Here is an 18,750-nt window from a genome sequence, read left to right as displayed (position 1 = left end):
TGCCCCCGTCCTCCGGGCTCGTTAGACAGGCGCCAACTCTAAGCCGCTACGGTTACCAAAAGGTTAATCACCACCATGTCCGATCAGGTCGTCACCCGTTTCGCCCCTTCTCCCACTGGTTTTCTGCATATCGGCGGCGCTCGCACCGCACTGTTCAACTGGCTGTATGCACGGGGTCGTGGCGGCAAGTTCCTGTTGCGGATCGAAGACACCGACCGTGAACGCTCGACCCCCGAAGCGACGGCAGCGATTCTGCAGGGGATGGAATGGCTGGGGCTGGATCATGACGGCGACGTCATCAGCCAGTTCGAAGGTGCTTCGCGTCACGCCGAAGTGGCGCACCAGCTGCTTGCTGAAAGTAAGGCCTATAAGTGTTTCTCGACACAGGAAGAAATTGCCGCGTTCCGGGATCAGGCGCGCGCTGAGGGCAAATCGACCTTGTTCCGCAGCCCCTGGAGAGATGCCGACCCATCGACCCATCCTGATTTGCCGTTTGTGATCCGCATCAAGGCCCCTCAGGACGGAACTACAGTGATCCGGGACCGGGTTCAGGGTGACGTTACCATTCGCAACGATCAACTTGACGATATGATCCTGCTCCGCTCGGACGGAACGCCTGTCTACATGCTGGCGGTGGTGGTGGACGATCACGACATGGGCGTGACCCACGTGATCCGGGGAGACGACCATCTGAACAACGCAGCGCGTCAGATGATGATCTACGAGGCTATGGGATGGGACGTGCCGGTCTGGGCGCATATCCCGTTGATTCACGGCCCCGACGGCAAGAAACTCAGCAAACGGCACGGAGCGTTGGGTGCGCAGGAATATCAGGCCATGGGCTATCCCGCCGCCGGCATGCGCAATTACCTGGCGCGGCTGGGTTGGAGCCACGGCGACGATGAGTTCTTTACCGACGAACAGGCGAAAGAATGGTTTGATCTGGATGGTATCGGCAAAAGTCCCGCCCGGTTCGATCTGAAGAAGCTTGAGAACCTCTGTGGGCAGCATATCGCAGTTTCCGATGATGCTGCATTGCGGCAAGAGATTGATGGCTATCTGGCAGCGGCTGAGCTTGATCCATTGATTGGCACACAATCCAGTGATCTGGAACGTGCGATGTATTGCCTCAAGGATCGGGCCCGAACTTTCCCGGAACTGCTTGAAAAAGCGCATTTTGTTTTGACTGAAAGGCCGATCGAACCAGACGAGAAGGCTCAAAAAGCGCTCTCATCTGTATCCGATGGTATACTGGGCGAATTGACGCCGCAGCTGCAAAATGCTAGCTGGTCCCGTAACGAACTGGAGGAAACCCTGAATTCGTTCGCAGAAGCGAATGGGCTAAAGTTCGGTAAACTGGCAGGTCCGCTGCGGGCGGTGCTTGCAGGTCGAGCCGTGACACCTTCGGTTTTTGATATGATGCTCGTGCTTGGGAGGGATGAGACCCTGGCGCGGCTTTCCGATGCAGTGAATTAAGCCCGACCTTCACATTCGGGTAACGCTGCTCCGCTAAGACCCGGACTGCGCGCTTGCGTGCAGCCGTTGCCCGCAAGGTCGGACAGCGAACCGACTTGCGCATGACTAAGGAAGGGACGAAATGACCGATAGCAACAAAACCGCCACTCTGACTGTTCATGGTAAAGAGTATGAGTTGCCGGTTCACTCGCCGACCGCTGGTCCGGACGTTGTTGATATCCGCAAACTTTATAGCGATGCCGGTGTTTTCACCTATGATCCCGGTTTCACATCGACTGCAAGCTGCGACAGCACAATCACCTATATCGACGGGGAAAAAGGTGAATTGCTGCACCGGGGTTACCCCATCGACCAACTTGCTGAAAAATCCCACTTTCTGGAAGTCTGTTACCTGCTGCTGTACGGAGAGCTTCCGGTCGCGAAGGATCTGGAAAAGTTCGAAACCACGATCACGCGCCACACCATGCTGCACGAACAGATGCAGTATTTTTATCGCGGTTTCCGTCGCGACGCGCATCCGATGGCCATTATGGTTGGCGTCGTGGGCGCGATGTCTGCCTTCTATCACGATTCGACCGATATCTCGGACCCGCGCCAGCGCGAGATCGCGTCGCACCGCCTGATCGCCAAGATGCCCACCATCGCGGCCTGGGCGTACAAGTATCACACCGGCCAGCCTTTCGTGTATCCGCGTAATGATCTGGACTATGCGTCGAATTTCCTGCGCATGTGTTTCAGCGTTCCGGCCGAAGAGTATGAAGTTAACCCGATCCTAAGCCGCGCAATGGACCGGATCTTCACGCTGCACGCCGACCATGAACAGAACGCTTCGACCTCGACCGTGCGTCTGGCCTCGTCTTCGGGTGCGAACCCGTTCGCGTGTATCGCCGCCGGCATAGCCTGCCTCTGGGGTCCGGCCCATGGTGGCGCCAACCAGGCTTGCCTTGAAATGCTCGAGGAGATCGGCACCGTTGATCGCATCCCCGAGTATATCGCCCGTGCCAAGGACAAGGACGATCCGTTCCGCCTGATGGGCTTCGGCCACCGCGTGTACAAAAACTTCGACCCACGCGCCAAAGTGATGAAGCAGTCTGCGGACGAGGTGCTGGACCTGCTGGGCATTGAGGACAATCCGAAACTGCAGGTCGCAAAGGAGCTGGAGAAGGAAGCTCTGGAAGATCCGTATTTCGCCGAGAAGAAGCTGTTCCCGAATGTCGATTTCTATTCGGGCATCATCCTCGAGGCGATGGGCTTCCCGACATCGATGTTCACACCGATCTTCGCGCTGTCGCGCACGGTCGGCTGGGTCAGCCAGTGGAAGGAAATGATCGCCGATCCTCAGAACAAAATCGGTCGCCCGCGCCAGTTGTATCTGGGCGAAACCCTGCGGGATTATGTCGATATCGAGAATCGTTGAAATCAAACAGTACGCAAAAAAGCCCCGGCATCGCGCCGGGGCTTCTTTTGTCAGAACAGACTCAATTGATCCCCGACTTGCGGCGGTACTTCAAACAGATCACACCGTAATGGCGGCGTTTGAAGTGCCAAGCCAAGTCGTTTGACCGCAGCCTTGAAGCGGTGGGCGATCATCTCGGCATATGTGCCTTCACCTCGCATTCTATGGCCCCAGCGCGGATCATAGTCTTTGCCCCCGTGCATCTCTCGCAGGCGCGCCATGATTTTCCCGGCGCGGTTTGGTTCATGCTCTGCCAGCCAATCCTGCCACAACTCGGAAACTTCCCGCGGCAGCCGCAGCATGATCCAACTGGCTGCGTCAGCTCCCGCCTCCTGACCTGCCTCCAACAGGTGCTCGAGCTCGTGATCCGTCAGTCCGGGTACGATAGGCGACGTCATGACACGCACCGGAACGCCGGCCTCGGTCAGCCGCCGGATCGTTTCCAACCGGCGTTGCGGAGATGGCGCGCGTGGTTCCATCCTGCGGGACAGATCGGCATCTAGGGTCGTCAACGAAATCCCTACGCGAACCAAACCCAGCTTTGCCATCGGTGCGAGAATGTGCAGATCACGCTCGACTAGTGCGCCCTTGGTCACGATACCGACCGGGTGCTGAAACTCTCTCAGGACTTCAAGGCAAGACCTTGTGATTTCGCGTTTTTTTTCGACGGGTTGGTAGGGGTCCGTGTTCGTCCCCAGAGCGATGGTCGCGACTTTATAGGATCGAGCAGACAGTTCGCGCCGCAACACTTCTGCCGCGTTCGGGCGCACGACCAGACGTGTTTCGAAATCCAATCCCGGGGAAAGCCCCAGATAGGCATGCGTCGGACGCGCGAAACAGTAGACGCACCCGTGTTCGCACCCTCGATATGGGTTGATCGAACGGTCGAAGGGTAAATCCGGTGACGCATTGTAGGTAATCAGGCTTCGTGCAACTTCATCCCGGATTTCGGTACGCAACGGCGGCAATTCCTCGTCGTCGTGCCAACCATCACTCATGGCGACAGTCGAAAACCGCTCGAAACGACCGGTCTGGTTGGACGCCGTGCCGCGAGCGACCAGTCTTGCATGATTGACAATTTGTTCGCTCTTTGTTCTCATTGTTCTGTGATATAGGACCACGGCTACTCAGACAAGGCGATTTCCGCGGACCTCCGAGCCGTCAGCCAATGGGATAATTTGAAAAAACCGAACGATCCTGAATGGATCACAAGATAATCATGCAAAAAAATCCGTCCCATTGCGCCAAAATTTGACCTATAGGTCGGTCTAAGAACGACCAAGGTCGCAATCGTCACAGTATGCATGCGACGAAATGGCCAAAACGGTAAAAATTGCCACCCCGGGCCGAGGGCCCGAACAGCTCAGGGAAATGCCCCATGTCCGATGAAGAAGACATCATCCTGTCCGAACTGAACGACGACGAACTTGTCGAGCAGATGTTCGACGACCTTTATGATGGTCTGAAGGAAGAGATTGAAGAAGGCGTGAACATTCTGCTGGAACGCGGATGGACCCCTTACGACATCCTGACCAAGGCACTTGTGGGTGGCATGACGATCGTTGGCCACGATTTCCGCGACGGTATTCTGTTCGTCCCGGAGGTTCTGCTGGCCGCCAACGCCATGAAAGGCGGCATGTCGATCCTGAAACCGCTGCTGGCGGAAACCGGCGCACCGCGCGTGGGCAAGATGGTGATCGGCACCGTCAAGGGCGACATCCACGACATCGGCAAGAACCTTGTTTCGATGATGATGGAAGGCGCGGGCTTCGAAGTGGTCGATCTGGGCATCAACAACCCGGTCGAAAACTATCTTGAGGCTCTGGAGTCCGAAAAACCGGACATTCTGGGCATGTCCGCTCTGCTGACCACCACGATGCCTTATATGAAGGTCGTTATCGACACGATGGTCGAACAGGGTTTGCGCGATGACTATATCGTACTCGTAGGTGGCGCACCGTTGAACGAAGAGTTCGGCAAGGCAATTGGCGCAGACGGGTATTGCCGTGACGCGGCTGTGGCTGTGGAAATGGCCAAGGACTTCGTGTCGCGCCGCCACAACCAGATGGCGGGCTAAGGCAACGGAAAGATTACCAAGGGCCGTCCTTTTCGGGCGGCCTTTTTTGTTCCGGGGCCAAGCTTGAATACCGGCCACCCGAAACACTAGATTTGATCTGATACGCAATCGAACGGATGGGTCATGACGGACACGCCATTTCCAGACGACGAAAGCCTGACGCAGCAGGGTTATAACGCGCAAAGTCGGTCAGAAAATATACTGCTGATTGCCTGCGGTGCGTTAGCGCGAGAGATTCTGGATTTGAAAGCCCGTAACGGCTGGGACCACATGGCGCTAACCTGTCTTCCGGCGATTCTGCATGTCCATCCCGAACGCATCACTCAAGCGGTCGAGGAAGCGGTGGCCAAACACCGTGACGGCTATGAAAAAATCTATGTCGTCTATGCCGATTGCGGCACGGGCGGGCTGCTGCAGCAGGCCTGCGACCGGTTAGGCGTAGAGATGGTCAAAGGCCCGCATTGTTACTCGTTTTTTGAAGGCAACGACGCCTTCGCGGACCACAGCGAAGACGAAACCACCGCCTTTTATCTGACGGACTTCTTGGCGCGGCAATTCGATGCTTTCGTCTGGAAACCTCTGGGTCTCGATCGGCATCCTGAACTACGCGACATGTATTTCGGGAATTACACCAAACTCGTCTATCAGGCGCAGACCGACGACCCTGACCTGACCCGGCGTGCTCAGGACTGCGCGGACCGGATGGGGCTGGCCTTTGAACGCAGATTGACACGATATGGCGATCTGGAAACCACACTGTCCGATTGGGCGGCGCGCCCAAACGCCGAACGGCAGGACTAATGTCAGGCGTTGGCCAATGCGACTTCGCGAATCCGTTCGACCATTGAACGCAGCCCGTTAGAGCGTTGCGCAGACAGATGATCGTTCAGCCCCAGCCGCGCCAATTCAGTTGCGGCATCCACGCGGGGCACTTCGTTCACCGGCAAACCATTGTAAAGACTGCGTAAAACCGCGATCAGGCCGCGCACGATCAGGGCATCACTATCGCCATCGAAATGGAACACCCCCCCCTCGATGACGGGATGTAGCCAAACCTGACTTGCGCAGCCGTGGACCTTGGTCGCGGGCACTTTCAACGCGTCATCCAAAGGTGGCATCGCCTTGCCCTGCTCGATGACATGGCGGTACCGGTCTTCCCAGTCCTCCAGGAACTCGAAGTCCTCGACGATCTCTTCAAAGGCGGACGTTGCCATAGGTCGGCTTTTCCTTGCGTTACGCGGTCACAAATGTGACCTATGCTCACCTTTACCTCCTGTCCACCCCCCAGCGTGGCTTTTCAAGGCGATCAAATTACGGTAACCCCATGCAGGAAAATACGCGCAAATCTCTGGGGCCCATGCACAAATCTCTGACCGTTCTTCTGGTTTCCTCGTTCATTCTGTCCTCCTGCAGCGGCTGGCGCGACTCGCGGGTGAACCCCTCCAACTGGTTTGGCTCCAGCACCCCTGCCCCGGTCGAGACGTCGGCAGACGATCCGAATGCTCTGGTTCCCGAGCAAGGCGATGGCATCGGCCTGTTTGAACGCCCCGAGGCACAGGACACAAGTGTCCCTATTGCCAGAATCGATGAGCTGAGGATCGAGCCCACACCGTCCGGCGCCATCGTCTACGCATCCGGCACCGCAATTCGACAGGGCGCTTACGAAGCCCGACTCAGCCGTGTCGACTCGGAAGAAAACACAAAAAACGGCGTTTTGGAGTTCTCATTCCGCGTGAACTATCCCGATTACTCGACGGCGCAGGGGACTGAACGTTCACGTATGGTCTCAGACGCCATCAACGTGTCGGCAGACGAACTGCAGGGTATTCGTATGGTCCGCGTGGTGGGCCAACAGAACGCCCTGGAATCGCGCCGCCGCTAAAGCGACACGACCTGAACGGTCTGCCCTTTGGCCGCCAGCGCGATCTTGCCATCGCAGAGCTTCAGGGCATCTTCCCCGAACACTTCAAACCGCCAGCCGGTCATGGCCGGCACTTCTCGTTCTCCTGCCGCGATAAGATCCAGGTCAGCGCTTGACGCGATAAGCTTGGCTGCAACGCCCGCGCTTTCCGTCTTTGATTTCAGAAGCACCCGCAGCAGGTCCGCCAACGCAGGATTGACCTTCAGCTTGTCGCGACTGTTATCGACCTTTGGCAGTTGATCTGGCGGGCAATTCACCCCACGTTTGACGGCGGCCAGAATGCCGTCGGCGATCGGACCTTTGCGCGCTTCGCGCAGCAGTAACCGCGAACCACCCAGATCCGAGTGCGATTTCGGCTTGGTCGAGGCCAATTCGATCAAAGCATCATCCTTGAACACCCGGCTGCGCGGAACGTTGTTCTCTTGCGCATATGCTTCGCGGAATTGCGCCAGCTCCCGGACCACGGCCAGAAATTTCGCCGAGTTGGTGCGTGTTTTGACGCGCCGCCAGGCGTCCTCGGGGCGAATATTGTAGGTTTCCGGGCGCGTCAGTATCCGCAGTTCCTCGGCAACCCAGTGGCTGCGTCTGGTCTTTTCAAGCTCAGCCGCGAGATATTCGTAGATCTTCCGCAAGTGGGTCACATCCGCCAGAGCGTAAGCCTTCTGCGCATCCGTCAGAGGGCGGCGCGACCAATCGGTAAAGCGCGAGGTCTTGTCCACCCCTTCTTTACAGATTTTCCGGACCAGCGTTTCATAACCCACCTGTTCGCCAAAGTCGCAGACCATCGCGGCAACCTGCGTATCAAACAGCGGTGTCGGAAAGATACCGGCTTCGACCCAGAAAATCTCAAGATCCTGCCGCGCGGCGTGGAAAACCTTGATTACGTTTTCGTTGGTGAACAGGTCATAGAGCGGTGCCAGCGACATACCTGCGGCCAGAGGATCAACCAGAACTGCGCTGTCTTCGTCGTCAGACGGGTAAGCCATCTGAACGAGGCACAGTTTCGAATAATAGGTTCGTTCACGCAGAAATTCCGTATCTACAGTGACATAGGAGTAATTCGAAGCCGTCTGGCAAAAATCGGCCAGTTCTTGCGTGGTTGTCAGGGTTTTCATGCGCCGTGCTGTGTTTGCTCTTGTTCTTTGGTGACTGCCCGTCTTTTTGTCCTCGTCCCGAGCGTTAGGGGCGACCATAGGCCGAATTCCGGGGGCGTGTAAATCACCCAAGGCAATTCAGGGCAGGTGAACCGGTGTCCTGTCCCCGCCAGAAAACCGCCGCAAGACCGCAGGATACAGCTTATGCTCCCATGCGAGAACCCGTGCAGCCAAAACCTCTGGCGTATCCCCTTCTTCGATCGCGACGCGTGCCTGTCCCAGGATCGGGCCATCGTCCAGTGCCGCCGTTACTTCGTGAACGGTGCAACCATGCTCGGCGTCACCGGCCTCGATTGCGCGGGCATGTGTGTTCAGACCCTTGTAATTCGGCAATAGCGACGGGTGAATATTCAGCATCCGCCCCTGAAAATGCGAAACAAATCCGCCGGTCAGAACCCGCATGAACCCGGCCAGACAAACGATATCGGGCTGCGCATCCTGCAAAGGCTTGATCAACTCTGCTTCGAAAGCCACCCTGTCGCCCTTGTAGGGACGGTGATCCACTACGGCTGTGGGGATACCGCGATCCGCCGCTTTTTCCAGCCCGCCCGCCTGTGCGTCGTTGGACATAACCAGACACGGGCGCGCGGGATGATCGCCCGTCATACTGTCGACCAGCGACACCATGTTCGACCCCCCGCCGGACAGCAGAATGGCGACCCTTTTGTGCCTCACAACAGCGAGCCCGAATAGGCAACACCCGGGGTTTCGGTGACCGTTCCGATGCGCGAAACCGTCTCACCAGCATCGGCCAGCACTGCTGCAACCGTGTCGGCCTGATCTGCGGCGCAGGCAACGATCATACCAATGCCGCAGTTGAAGGTCTTGAGCATTTCGGCCTCGGCAATCCCGCCAATTCCGGCCATCCAGCCAAACACAGGCGGCAAGTCCCACGTGTTGAGGTCGATCTCGGCCCCCAGCCCTTCTGGCAGAACACGCGGTAGGTTTTCTGTCAAACCTCCGCCGGTGATGTGGGCCAGCGCGTGGACGCCCCCTGCCCTTATCGCCGCCAGTGCCGGTTTGACATAGAGACGCGTCGGCGTCAGCAGTGCCTCACCCAACGAGCCATCACCAAAGGGAGACGCCGCATCCCAGCCCAGCCCCGACATTTCGACCAGTTTGCGCACCAGCGAATAGCCGTTGGAATGCACCCCATTCGAGGCCAGCCCCAACAACACGTCACCCGCCTGCACGCCATCGGGCAAAGCTGTACCACGCTCCATCGCACCAACTGCGAAACCAGCCAGATCGAAATCTCCATCCGGATACATGCCTGGCATTTCCGCCGTCTCACCACCGATCAGAGCGCATCCGGACTGGGCACAACCGTCAGCAATTCCTTCGATAATCCGCGCAGCCGTGTCCGTGTCCAGCTTGCCTGTGGCGAAATAGTCCAGGAAAAACAACGGCTCGGCCCCCTGACAGATCAGGTCGTTGACGCACATCGCGACTAGATCGACACCCACGCCGTCGACCACACCGGTATCAATCGCGATCCGCAGCTTTGTGCCAACACCATCGGTGGCCCCAACGAGAATCGGATCTTCGTAGCCGGCCGCCTTGAGGTCGAACAACGCGCCGAAACCACCGAGGCCACTCATCACACCCGGGCGATTTGTTCGCTTCGCCGCCGGCTTGATCCGATCGACCAGAGCGTTGCCTGCGTCAATATCCACACCTGCATCGGCGTAGGTGATTCCGTTCTTGCCCGCTGTCATCGTCGGTCCCCCGTGAGTGCTTTGCGCGCGGGTTAGTCGATTGTTGGACATGTTGCAACGGTCAGGCTTGACGCGGGCCCTGATCGTGATACGCAAGGCGCTCAGGCGGGCCTGTAGCTCAATTGGTTAGAGCAGAGCGCTCATAACGCTTTGGTTGGGGGTTCGAGTCCCTCCGGGCCTACCAAATACCGCCTTGCGGCCCCAAATTTCTGTGAAAAGTTGTCCCGCAAACACACCCGTGAACGGCCTATCATCTGACGTAGGCCCATCCAGCCAGGCGCTTATCTCTGCAAGTAGCCCCGGGATTCGCCGATTGCTCGGCTTGTTATTTCTCGCACAAGCTTCAGCCGCTCACGTACACACCGCTTTTGGGCCGGTAGAATATTTTCTGATCGTGAAGCCGCCCCAGCAGGTCTTGAATGCGATGAAGGGATTCCTCTTTTTCAGAGTTGTTTTCCTCGTCTTCGTTGGCCAACTCATGAGACAGTGATGTCATAGCACGCCGCAAAGAAGATTCGATAAGGTCTATGTCGTCGACGGACAGTTCGAACATGTCGTTGTATTGGGGCATTCCGGGACCTCCTACATGCGCGCAGAGTTCCAGAGTGCCTTACCTTGGGACGGTTTTCCAGTTCTACTAATTTGCGAAGAACTCTGACTTGAGGCATCTGACCGCCTGATGGTGTAGATTTCCGCAAAACGGTAACTGAAGGTGTCGCAACATACCGCGTACCGTAATTCACACGCTTATTGTCGGTGAATAGCTACAACGTCGAATAAGGCGAACACTGAGGCGGCGCTGAACATCACCACTTTCGCAACTCATCTTCGTCCTGAAAGAAATCAGTGCCTGACAAGAGCAGCATGATGACTTTTGTCTTTCCGAAAACCCTATGGAAAAGTCTGAAACTGCACCCAGATTGTGATCTGAACCGGGTTAGCAGATGTGTCGATTGTACCCTTATATGAGGTTTGCTAACGTCACCCTGCGCTGGGGAGGGCGCGCACGCCTACATGTTGGAGTATTCACATAACGTCTGGCTGGTGGCGGCGTCTTTGGCCGTGGCTTTGATGGCCGGATTCACAGGACTCTATCTGACACACGGCGCGTCGAAACTGGATGATCAGAGGCGTAAGTTCTTCGTAGCCCTGGCTGCGATCATCCTCGGCGGCGGTATCTGGTCCATGCATTTTGTGGCCATGCTGGGGCTCCAATTGCCGATCCTGTTTTATTATGACGCCCTGATCACGCTGATTTCAGCGCTTGTTGCGATCCTGATGGTCGGTCTGGCGTTGCTGTTGCTTCATTTCCGCCCCCGGACAATGAGCACGATCGTTGGCGCCGGTGTGATCGTGGGGCTGGGTATCGTGGTGATGCATTATGTCGGTATGGCCGGGATGGAGCTGTGTCGACCCGTCTACAACGTATGGGACGTTGCCATTTCGACGCTGGCTTCGGTGGTACTGTCCGTGCTGGCGATCTGGGCCGCGTACGACAACCGTACGCAACGCAATATCCTGTTGGGCACCGTGTGCTTTGGACTGGCAGTTTTTACCATGCATTTCGTTGCTACGGGCCTGACTGATTTTGTCGCTACGGACAGCGCCGGGGGCGCTGGTCCAGCCCTGAACAATCAGGTGCTGGCAATGGGGGTCACGGTGGCGGTATTCCTGATTTGCGGCGCGTTTTTACTGACCGGTATTTCCTTTATCGAGTCCGAGCCTGCCGCTGCTCCTGCCGACCTTCCCACTCCGGAACCAATTGTCACCCTTCGTGCTGGGGTTCCATACGAGCGTGAGGGCCAGACATTTTTTGCAGAACCCTCCAAAATCGCTGCCATCCGGGCCGAAGGGCACTACACAGTCCTCTACATGGACAATGAGAAACTGTTTTGTCCCTGGTCCATCACCGAAGCTGAAACGCGTTTGAAACCGGACGGTTTCTTGCGGTCACATCGAAGCTATTTGGTGAACCCCAAGCATGTCTCCAGCTTCGAGCGGCATAAGGATAACGGCACCTGTTATTTCGATGATGTCGATGCTTTGACCAAAGTACCTGTCAGCCGATCCCGCCTGAATGACATCCGCGAGGCTCTGGGCCTGTAATCGCAGCTCGTGCAGCCCATTCGCATTTCGTGAAACAAGCTGCGCGCCCCGTTCCCGGCGGCTGGATCGGGTAATCCCACCGTTCATTCTTAGCCTCAGGTCCTCAAGGCAAATCGCTCGGACCCAGGGAGGAAGAACATGATACCAGCCGGTTTTGAGTATCACCGGCCAGGCGATATCGCCTCGGCCATTGGGATTCTACAAGAACATGGAGACGAAGCGCGTGTGATTGCGGGCGGGCACAGCCTGATCCCGATGATGAAGCTGCGCATGGCCGAAATGGGCCATCTGGTCGATCTTCAGGCCATTGATGAGTTGAAGGGCATCGAGATCGGCTCCGATACCGTCATCTTGGGCGCGATGGTCACACAGCACGAGTTGATCGCGCATGAGGGGCTGGCTGCCGCCATTCCCTTGATCCGCGAGGCTGCGTTGCAGATCGCAGACCCGCAGGTTCGCTATATGGGCACCGTCGGCGGCAATGTCGCCAATGGTGACCCGGGCAATGACATGCCCGGATTGATGCAGTGTTTGAACGCGAAATTCGAATTGTCCGGCCCGGACGGAACACGCAGCGTCGCCGCGCGCGAGTTTTATGAAGCAGCCTATTTCACCGCCCGTGAGGATGAGGAAATCCTGACGCAGATTTCGATCCCGGTCCCCGGCGCTGGTGTTGGGCAGGCGTATGAAAAGCAGAAACGCAAGATCGGCGACTATGCGACGGCCGCAGCTGCGGTGATGGTTGGCAACGGTCAGGCTTCGGTCGCGATGACCAATCTGGCAGACACACCCATCTGGTCCGAAGGCGCAAGCAATGCGCTGGCCAATGGGGACGTCAGCGGCTGTGTCGCAGCGATGCTCGACGCGATCGATCCGGTGGCCGACAACCGCGGCCCCGTCGAATTCAAGAAACACGTAGCCGCTGTGATGCTGCGCCGCGCCATCGACCGTGCGCAGAGCCGCGCGGTTTGAGGGGAGGAAACCATGTCGAAAATGCACGTCAAACTCACCGTCAATGGCAAGCAAGTCGAAGGTCTGGCCGAGCCGCGCACGTTGCTGATCCACTTCCTGCGGGAAGATCTGAAAATCACCGGTCCTCATATCGGATGCGAGACCAGCCATTGCGGTGCCTGCACCGTGGATATCAACGGAAAGTCCGTCAAATCCTGTACGACCTTCGTGGCGCAGGTGAACGGCGCCGATATTACCACCGTTGAAGGCCTGACCAATGACGATGGCAGCCTTGGTGTTCTGCAAGAGATGTTCCGCGAACATCACGGGCTGCAATGCGGCTTCTGCACGCCGGGCATGATTACCCGTGCGCATCGTCTGCTACAGGAAAACCCGAATCCGACCGAAGAGGAAATCCGATTTGGCATGGCCGGCAACCTCTGCCGCTGCACCGGATACCAGAACATCGTCAAGGCGATCTCGGCATCGGCTGACATGCTGAACGCTCAGAAGGAGGCCGCGGAATGAACGATCAAACCATGACCCCCGAAGAACGCGCCGCCAACCTCAAAGGAATGGGCTGCGCCCGCAAACGCGTCGAGGACGTGCGCTTCACCCAAGGCAAAGGCAACTATGTCGACGACGTCAAACTGGAAGGGATGCTGTTCGGCGCTTTTGTCCGCTCGCCCTATGCCCATGCCCGCGTTGTCAGTGTGAACAAGGACGCCGCACTGGCCATGCCCGGCGTTGTTGCTGTGTTGACTGCCGAAGATCTGGCGCCGCTGGGCCTGCACTGGATGCCGACGCTGGCCGGTGACAAGCAAATGGTGCTGGCCGACGGCAAGGTTCTGTTTCAGGGCCAGGAAGTCGCCTATGTCGTAGCCGAAAACCGCTACATCGCGGCGGATGCCGCGGAACTTGTCGAGGTCGAGTACGAAGAACTTCCCGTCCTCACCGACCCGTTCGAGGCGCTGAAATCGGACGTTGTTTTGCGCGAGGACCTCGCAGGTCAGACCGAGGGCGCGCATGGCCCGCGCAAGCATCACAACCACATCTTCACCTGGGAACAGGGCGACAAAGACGCGACCGAAGCTGTTCTGGGCGAGGCCGATGTCGTGGCCGAAGAGATGGTCTATTACCACCGGACCCACCCATGCCCGCTGGAGACATGCGGCTGCGTTGCCTCGATGGATAAGGTGACCGGCAAGCTGACGCTCTATGGCACGTTCCAGGCCCCACATGCGATCCGTACGGTCGTTTCACTGATCTCTGGCCTAGCCGAGCACAATATCCGGGTGATCAGCCCTGATATCGGTGGTGGCTTTGGCAACAAGGTTGGCGCCTATGCGGGTTACGTCTGCTCGGTTGTCGCGTCCATTGTCACCGGCCGACCGGTGAAATGGGTCGAGAACCGGATGGAAAACCTGATGTCCACAGCCTTTGCCCGCGATTACTGGATGCAGGGCAAGATCGCTGCGACCAAGGACGGCAAGATAACCGGTCTCTGGTGCCACACGACAGCGGATCATGGTGGATTTGACGCCTGTGCTGACCCGACCAAATTCCCGGCCGGTTTCATGAACATCTGCACCGGGTCCTATGACATTCCAACTGCCTATCTGGCAGTGGACGGGGTCTATACCAACAAGGCACCGGGCGGTGTCGCCTATCGTTGCTCGTTCCGGGTGACCGAGGCTGCCTATTTCATCGAACGGATGATCGAGATTCTGGCCATCAAGCTGAACATGGACGCGGCCGAGCTGCGCCGGATCAACTTCATCAAGGCCGATCAGTTCCCGTATCAGTCCGCGCTGGGATGGGAATATGACTCAGGCGATTACCACACGGCCTGGGACAAGGCGTTGAAGGCCGTGGACTACGAAGGTCTGCGGGCCGAACAGGCGCAGCGGATCGAGGATTTCAAAGCCGGCAAGACTCGCAAACTACTGGGAATTGGTCTGACGCATTTCACCGAAATCGTCGGCGCAGGCCCGGTCAAGAATTGCGATATCCTTGGGCTTGGTATGTTCGATAGCTGCGAAATCCGTATTCATCCGACCGGCTCTGCCATCGCGCGGCTGGGGACAATCAGTCAGGGTCAGGGCCACGCAACGACCTTTGCCCAGATCATCGCAAGTGAGATCGGCTTGCCTGCGGACGATATCACGCTGGAGGAAGGTGACACCGACACCGCGCCTTATGGGCTTGGGACCTATGGGTCTCGGTCGACACCTGTGGCCGGTGCGGCAACGGCAATGGCTGCGCGCAAAATCCGCGCCAAGGCGCAGATGATCGCGGCCTATCTGCTGGAGGTCCACGACGACGATGTCGAATGGGACGTGGACCGGTTCTCGGTCAAAGGTGCGCCTGAGCGGTTCAAGACGATGAAAGAGATCGCCTTCGCCGCCTATAATCAGGCGATCCCAGGGCTGGAACCCGGTCTGGAAGCCGTCAGCTACTATGACCCGCCCAACATGACCTATCCCTTCGGCGCCTATATCTGTGTCATGGAGATCGATGTGGATACCGGCGAATGGGACGTCCGGCAGTTCTATGCGCTGGATGATTGCGGCACCCGGATCAACCCCATGATCATCGAAGGCCAGGTCCATGGTGGCGTGACCGAGGCACTGGCCATCGCGATGGGTCAGGAAATCGCCTATGATGAGATGGGTAACGTAAAAACCGCCACGCTGATGGATTTCTTCCTGCCGACGGCTTGGGAGACGCCCAACTACACCACCGATCACACGGTGACGCCGTCTCCGCACCACCCGATAGGTGCCAAAGGAGTGGGCGAGAGCCCGAATGTCGGTGGCGTCCCTGCGTTCTCGAACGCGGTGCATGATGCGTTCAGGCCCTTCGGTTTGGTCCAGAGCCATATGCCGCATGACCACTGGCGCATCTGGAAGATCGCCAACGGTCTGGGAATGCATGGCTAAAAGGAAAAGCCGCCGCGTTGAACCCCTTCGCGGCGGCAATCCGGGAGAATGGCATGAGCTTGCATGAGATACAGCAGGGCCTCGCCGAGGTGGGCTATGTCGCCGACGATCGATTGGCGATGGCGCTGCATCTGGCGCAGACACTTGGCCGACCGCTGCTGTTGGAAGGCCCGGCTGGCGTCGGCAAAACCGAAGTCGCCAAGGCGTTGGCAGCCCAACGCACCGCGCGCTTGATCCGGTTGCAGTGTTACGAAGGGCTGGATGCCAGCCATGCCATCTATGAATGGAATTACCAGCGCCAGATTCTGGCCATTCGTGCCAGCGAGGCGCAGGGCGGCACCAGCGAGGCGCAGTTGTTCACCGACGACTACTTGCTGAAGCGGCCCTTGCTGGAAGCGATCAGCGAGGACGAACCGCCGGTTTTGTTGATTGATGAGATCGACCGGGCGGACGAAGAATTCGAGGCCTACCTGCTTGAAATACTTTCAGACTTTCAGATCACCATCCCCGAACTCGGTACAATCAAGGCGCGCTCGCGGCCTGTCGTGATCCTGACGGCCAACGGCACCCGGGATCTGTCCGACGCACTGCGCCGCCGCTGCCTCTATAGCTTCCTCAACTACCCGTCCCGCGAAACTGAAATCGCCATTCTGCATGCCCGAATGCCCCAGATCGAAGGTCAACTGGCCCGGCAAATCGTCGGTGTTGTGCAGGCATTGCGCAAAGAAGATCTGGAGAAAACCCCCGGCATTGCCGAGATGCTGGATTGGGCGGCTGCTTTGTCCGGCCTTGGCGTCAATGACCTGGCCAAATCCCGGAGTGAGGTTCAGGCCACGTTGGTTTGCCTGCTCAAAACCGCCGCAGACTACGATGCTGCCCCGCCAGAGGTCATGGACCGGCTCATCGGAAAGGTTGCGTGATGCAGGTCACCCAGTTTCCATCTCGCGCGCAAGGATTGGCGGATCGCATGTCCGGGTTCATCGCGCATCTGCGAATGAACGGGTTGCGTGTCGGACCGAAGGAAGCCGGAGATGCGCTTGCGGCCTTGTCGGCCGTCGAAGCGACCGATGTCGAACAGGCACGGCAAGCCTTGTGCGTGTTGCTGTCCGGCGACGCCGATGATTGGCGTCGCTTTAATGACCTCTTTGACTCCTATTGGTTTAACGCTGGAAAGCAAAGAACCGGAATGGCACGAGACACGCATGTGCGGGTGCAATCCGCCAAACCCATGATTTGGCAAGAGACAAGTCGGAAGGAAGACGAACACGAACCCAAGGCAGATCACGCCACAACTCCGGCGGAAGGCAACGCAGAGGCCGAAGGGATAGACGGCAAACTTGTTGCAACCCGCGTGGACAACCAGTCGCGCCGGGATCTGCGCGAGTTGATGGACGAGGAGTCGCTGAAACAAGCCGAAGCTGCGGCAACGGCACTCGCGCGGGCAATCCGGGATCGGCGGTCGCGTCGTAGAAAACAGGCCCTCAGGGGTCCGTCCCTAGATATGCGTCGGATTCAGCGCGCCAGTCTGGCGCGCGGCGGTGAACCCATCGACCTGTTCCGGCGAGCCCGACCACTCCGACCCATGCGGATTGTCGCCTTGTGCGACGTCAGCGGGTCGATGACCGTTTATTCAAGGGTTTTTCTGGCCTTTCTAAAGGGCTTGGTCGGCAGCGGAACCGAAGCGGACGCATATCTGTTTCACACAAGGCTGATGCGGGTGACCGACGCGTTGCGCGACCACGACACACTGCGCGCTGCGGGACGATTGTCTTTGATGGCTGATGGCTTTGGCGGTGGCACCGATATCTCCGGCAGTCTTGAGACCTTCCTGACTGGCTATGGCGCACGCGCCCTGAATGGGCGGACGATCGTTCTGATCCTGTCGGACGGCTATTGCAGCTCTGATCCGCGCGACTTGGGCGACGTTCTGGCGCGCATCCGGCGCAAATCGCGGCGGATTGTCTGGCTGAACCCGTTGAAGGGCTGGAGAGATTACCAGCCCGTTGCAGCCGCCATGCAGGCGGCCGAGCCATATCTCGATGCGCATTTGCCGGCAAATACGCTCGACGCACTGGCAGCGCTGGAACCCGAGTTCCGGAAATTGTGAAAGGACACGGCCATGGCAGGTTTCGACATATTCGACACGATTGAGGAGTTGCGCCGCAAGGGCGACGCCTTTTGCGTGGCAACTGTCCTTCGCACCGCCGACGCGACTTCGGCCAAAGCAGGTGGCAAAGCAGCGATTACCCGCGACGGGCGGATATTGGGTCACCTGGGCGGTGCATGCGTGCAGCGCGCCGTTCGCACATCCGCGCTGGAGGCGCTTGCGAGCGGATCTCCGAAAATGATCCGCGTGAAACCTACAGAAAAGGTGGTGGCCATGACGGACGCGGATGGTGTTCGGACATTCAAAAGCGGCTGCCCGTCGGGTGGCACGGTCGATCTGTTGGTCGAGCCATATCAGCACGCACCCCGCGTTGTAATTTTCGGCGATTCACCAATCGCTTTGGCCCTTGCGGACCACGCCGCACTTGCCGGGTTCCGGGTTTGCCTGCCGGAAGGTTCGGAAAGCTCAACAGATCACACCAGTTTCCGCTCAGACGATATAAATGCGCTTGGCGTCGAACCGCGCGATTTTGTCGTGGTTGCCTCTCAGGGAAAAGGTGACGGAGCGGCATTGAAGGCGGCGCTGGAAACGCCCGCATATCGCGTGTCGATGGTCGCCAGCCGGCGCAAGGCTCAGGTCTTGTGTGACAAGCTTGAGGCGATGGGAATGGCCGCCGAACGAACAAATCGGCTCAAGTCACCCGCGGGCCTGAATATCCACGCAATTGATCCGCATGAAATCGCGCTGTCGATCCTGGCCGAGATCATCCTCTGGCGGAATTCAGACAAATCCGAGGAGACATCGCATGATGAAAAAATGGCGTGACGTGTTACGGGCATTGT

The 18,750-nt window shown here is 58.1% G+C and carries 18 protein-coding genes and 1 tRNA gene; 13 read left to right on the top strand and 6 right to left on the bottom strand.

All coding sequences use genetic code 11. The features are described 5' to 3' along the window. Positions 1 to 75 precede the first annotated feature (75 nt). Together gltX and gltA are read left to right on the top strand one after the other, a co-directional pair. Positions 76 to 1,476, top strand: a complete 1,401-nt coding sequence (gltX, locus tag AC2TEL_RS13590) for a glutamate--tRNA ligase (RefSeq protein ID WP_480839958.1) — start codon at positions 76 to 78, stop codon at positions 1,474 to 1,476. A gap of 121 nt (positions 1,477 to 1,597) precedes the next feature. Next, complete coding sequence (gene gltA / locus AC2TEL_RS13585) at positions 1,598 to 2,893, top strand: citrate synthase (protein ID WP_480839959.1); 1,296 nt, start codon at positions 1,598 to 1,600, stop codon at positions 2,891 to 2,893. A gap of 50 nt (positions 2,894 to 2,943) precedes the next feature. Here the strand turns inward: gltA and AC2TEL_RS13580 are convergent, their stop codons facing one another. Next, complete coding sequence (locus AC2TEL_RS13580; protein WP_480839961.1) at positions 2,944 to 4,032, bottom strand: PA0069 family radical SAM protein; 1,089 nt, start codon at positions 4,030 to 4,032, stop codon at positions 2,944 to 2,946. A 278-nt stretch (positions 4,033 to 4,310) separates the two neighbouring features. On the opposite strand from AC2TEL_RS13580, the gene AC2TEL_RS13575 reads away from it, so the two are divergent. Together AC2TEL_RS13575 and AC2TEL_RS13570 are read left to right on the top strand one after the other, a co-directional pair. Next, positions 4,311 to 5,009 carry a corrinoid protein gene (locus tag AC2TEL_RS13575; RefSeq protein ID WP_480904501.1) on the top strand — a complete coding sequence of 233 codons (699 nt, stop codon included), beginning with the start codon at positions 4,311 to 4,313 and terminating at the stop codon, positions 5,007 to 5,009. A 123-nt stretch (positions 5,010 to 5,132) separates the two neighbouring features. After that, positions 5,133 to 5,810, top strand: a complete 678-nt coding sequence (locus tag AC2TEL_RS13570; protein ID WP_480904498.1) for a DUF1638 domain-containing protein — start codon at positions 5,133 to 5,135, stop codon at positions 5,808 to 5,810. Positions 5,811 to 5,812: 2 nt separating this feature from the next. On the opposite strand, the gene AC2TEL_RS13565 is transcribed toward AC2TEL_RS13570, so the two are convergent. Next, positions 5,813 to 6,223, bottom strand: a complete 411-nt coding sequence (locus tag AC2TEL_RS13565) for a SufE family protein (RefSeq protein WP_480839966.1) — start codon at positions 6,221 to 6,223, stop codon at positions 5,813 to 5,815. Positions 6,224 to 6,333: 110 nt separating this feature from the next. Between AC2TEL_RS13565 and AC2TEL_RS13560 the strand changes: the two genes are divergently transcribed. Continuing rightward, the gene (locus AC2TEL_RS13560) at positions 6,334 to 6,891 is read left to right on the top strand and encodes a hypothetical protein (protein WP_480839967.1); all 558 of its coding nucleotides are present in this window, start codon (positions 6,334 to 6,336) and stop codon (positions 6,889 to 6,891) included. On the opposite strand, the gene rnd is transcribed toward AC2TEL_RS13560, so the two are convergent. The 3 genes from rnd to purM form a co-directional block, all read right to left on the bottom strand. Then, positions 6,888 to 8,045, bottom strand: coding sequence for a ribonuclease D (gene rnd / locus AC2TEL_RS13555; RefSeq protein ID WP_480861796.1), 1,158 nt, complete (start codon positions 8,043 to 8,045; stop codon positions 6,888 to 6,890). The genes AC2TEL_RS13560 and rnd overlap by 4 nt on opposite strands. A 117-nt stretch (positions 8,046 to 8,162) precedes the next feature. Further along, the gene (gene purN, locus AC2TEL_RS13550) at positions 8,163 to 8,759 is read right to left on the bottom strand and encodes a phosphoribosylglycinamide formyltransferase (RefSeq protein WP_480861794.1); all 597 of its coding nucleotides are present in this window, start codon (positions 8,757 to 8,759) and stop codon (positions 8,163 to 8,165) included. Continuing rightward, complete coding sequence (gene purM, locus AC2TEL_RS13545; protein ID WP_480861792.1) at positions 8,756 to 9,802, bottom strand: phosphoribosylformylglycinamidine cyclo-ligase; 1,047 nt, start codon at positions 9,800 to 9,802, stop codon at positions 8,756 to 8,758. The genes purN and purM overlap by 4 nt, the downstream gene beginning before the upstream one ends. 107 nt (positions 9,803 to 9,909) lie before the next feature. Between purM and AC2TEL_RS13540 the strand changes: the two genes are divergently transcribed. After that, a tRNA-Ile gene (locus AC2TEL_RS13540) sits at positions 9,910 to 9,986 on the top strand. Between the two features lie 159 nt (positions 9,987 to 10,145). On the opposite strand, the gene AC2TEL_RS13535 is transcribed toward AC2TEL_RS13540, so the two are convergent. Beyond that, on the bottom strand, positions 10,146 to 10,373 hold the full coding sequence (locus AC2TEL_RS13535) for a hypothetical protein (protein ID WP_480839972.1): 228 nt from the start codon (positions 10,371 to 10,373) through the stop codon (positions 10,146 to 10,148). Between the two features lie 443 nt (positions 10,374 to 10,816). On the opposite strand from AC2TEL_RS13535, the gene AC2TEL_RS13530 reads away from it, so the two are divergent. The 7 genes from AC2TEL_RS13530 to AC2TEL_RS13500 all read left to right on the top strand — a co-directional run bounded on the left by AC2TEL_RS13530 (position 10,817) and on the right by AC2TEL_RS13500 (position 18,733). Next, positions 10,817 to 11,908: an MHYT domain-containing protein gene (locus tag AC2TEL_RS13530; protein ID WP_480904496.1), complete on the top strand. Its 1,092-nt coding sequence runs from the start codon at positions 10,817 to 10,819 to the stop codon at positions 11,906 to 11,908. Between the two features lie 138 nt (positions 11,909 to 12,046). Continuing rightward, a complete protein-coding gene (locus AC2TEL_RS13525) occupies positions 12,047 to 12,880 on the top strand; it encodes an FAD binding domain-containing protein (protein WP_480904493.1) in 834 nt (277 codons plus the stop codon). 12 nt (positions 12,881 to 12,892) lie between these two features. After that, positions 12,893 to 13,387, top strand: coding sequence for a (2Fe-2S)-binding protein (locus AC2TEL_RS13520; protein WP_480904490.1), 495 nt, complete (start codon positions 12,893 to 12,895; stop codon positions 13,385 to 13,387). Then, complete coding sequence (locus tag AC2TEL_RS13515) at positions 13,384 to 15,801, top strand: aerobic carbon-monoxide dehydrogenase large subunit (protein ID WP_480904487.1); 2,418 nt, start codon at positions 13,384 to 13,386, stop codon at positions 15,799 to 15,801. The genes AC2TEL_RS13520 and AC2TEL_RS13515 overlap by 4 nt, the downstream gene beginning before the upstream one ends. Before the next feature lie 53 nt (positions 15,802 to 15,854). Beyond that, positions 15,855 to 16,721 carry an AAA family ATPase gene (locus tag AC2TEL_RS13510; protein ID WP_480904485.1) on the top strand — a complete coding sequence of 289 codons (867 nt, stop codon included), beginning with the start codon at positions 15,855 to 15,857 and terminating at the stop codon, positions 16,719 to 16,721. Beyond that, complete coding sequence (locus tag AC2TEL_RS13505; protein WP_480904483.1) at positions 16,721 to 17,908, top strand: vWA domain-containing protein; 1,188 nt, start codon at positions 16,721 to 16,723, stop codon at positions 17,906 to 17,908. The genes AC2TEL_RS13510 and AC2TEL_RS13505 overlap by 1 nt, the downstream gene beginning before the upstream one ends. Before the next feature lie 12 nt (positions 17,909 to 17,920). Next, on the top strand, positions 17,921 to 18,733 hold the full coding sequence (locus AC2TEL_RS13500) for an XdhC family protein (protein ID WP_480904480.1): 813 nt from the start codon (positions 17,921 to 17,923) through the stop codon (positions 18,731 to 18,733). Positions 18,734 to 18,750 lie beyond the last annotated feature (17 nt).

The sequence above is a fragment of the Ruegeria sp. HKCCD9138 genome, from assembly GCF_057220975.1.
Note: the sequence above shows the minus strand (reverse complement) of the source record. Positions and strands in the feature narration are given on the sequence as shown.

Coding starts and splice junctions, on each gene's coding strand:
- gltX (WP_480839958.1), top strand. CDS start 76: ATGTCCGATCAGGTCGTCACCCGTTTCGCCCCTTCTCCCACTGGTTTT.
- gltA (WP_480839959.1), top strand. CDS start 1,598: ATGACCGATAGCAACAAAACCGCCACTCTGACTGTTCATGGTAAAGAG.
- AC2TEL_RS13580 (WP_480839961.1), bottom strand. CDS start 4,032: ATGAGAACAAAGAGCGAACAAATTGTCAATCATGCAAGACTGGTCGCT.
- AC2TEL_RS13575 (WP_480904501.1), top strand. CDS start 4,311: ATGTCCGATGAAGAAGACATCATCCTGTCCGAACTGAACGACGACGAA.
- AC2TEL_RS13570 (WP_480904498.1), top strand. CDS start 5,133: ATGACGGACACGCCATTTCCAGACGACGAAAGCCTGACGCAGCAGGGT.
- AC2TEL_RS13565 (WP_480839966.1), bottom strand. CDS start 6,223: ATGGCAACGTCCGCCTTTGAAGAGATCGTCGAGGACTTCGAGTTCCTG.
- AC2TEL_RS13560 (WP_480839967.1), top strand. CDS start 6,334: ATGCAGGAAAATACGCGCAAATCTCTGGGGCCCATGCACAAATCTCTG.
- rnd (WP_480861796.1), bottom strand. CDS start 8,045: ATGAAAACCCTGACAACCACGCAAGAACTGGCCGATTTTTGCCAGACG.
- purM (WP_480861792.1), bottom strand. CDS start 9,802: ATGACAGCGGGCAAGAACGGAATCACCTACGCCGATGCAGGTGTGGAT.
- AC2TEL_RS13535 (WP_480839972.1), bottom strand. CDS start 10,373: ATGCCCCAATACAACGACATGTTCGAACTGTCCGTCGACGACATAGAC.
- AC2TEL_RS13530 (WP_480904496.1), top strand. CDS start 10,817: ATGTTGGAGTATTCACATAACGTCTGGCTGGTGGCGGCGTCTTTGGCC.
- AC2TEL_RS13525 (WP_480904493.1), top strand. CDS start 12,047: ATGATACCAGCCGGTTTTGAGTATCACCGGCCAGGCGATATCGCCTCG.
- AC2TEL_RS13520 (WP_480904490.1), top strand. CDS start 12,893: ATGTCGAAAATGCACGTCAAACTCACCGTCAATGGCAAGCAAGTCGAA.
- AC2TEL_RS13515 (WP_480904487.1), top strand. CDS start 13,384: ATGAACGATCAAACCATGACCCCCGAAGAACGCGCCGCCAACCTCAAA.
- AC2TEL_RS13510 (WP_480904485.1), top strand. CDS start 15,855: ATGAGCTTGCATGAGATACAGCAGGGCCTCGCCGAGGTGGGCTATGTC.
- AC2TEL_RS13505 (WP_480904483.1), top strand. CDS start 16,721: ATGCAGGTCACCCAGTTTCCATCTCGCGCGCAAGGATTGGCGGATCGC.
- AC2TEL_RS13500 (WP_480904480.1), top strand. CDS start 17,921: ATGGCAGGTTTCGACATATTCGACACGATTGAGGAGTTGCGCCGCAAG.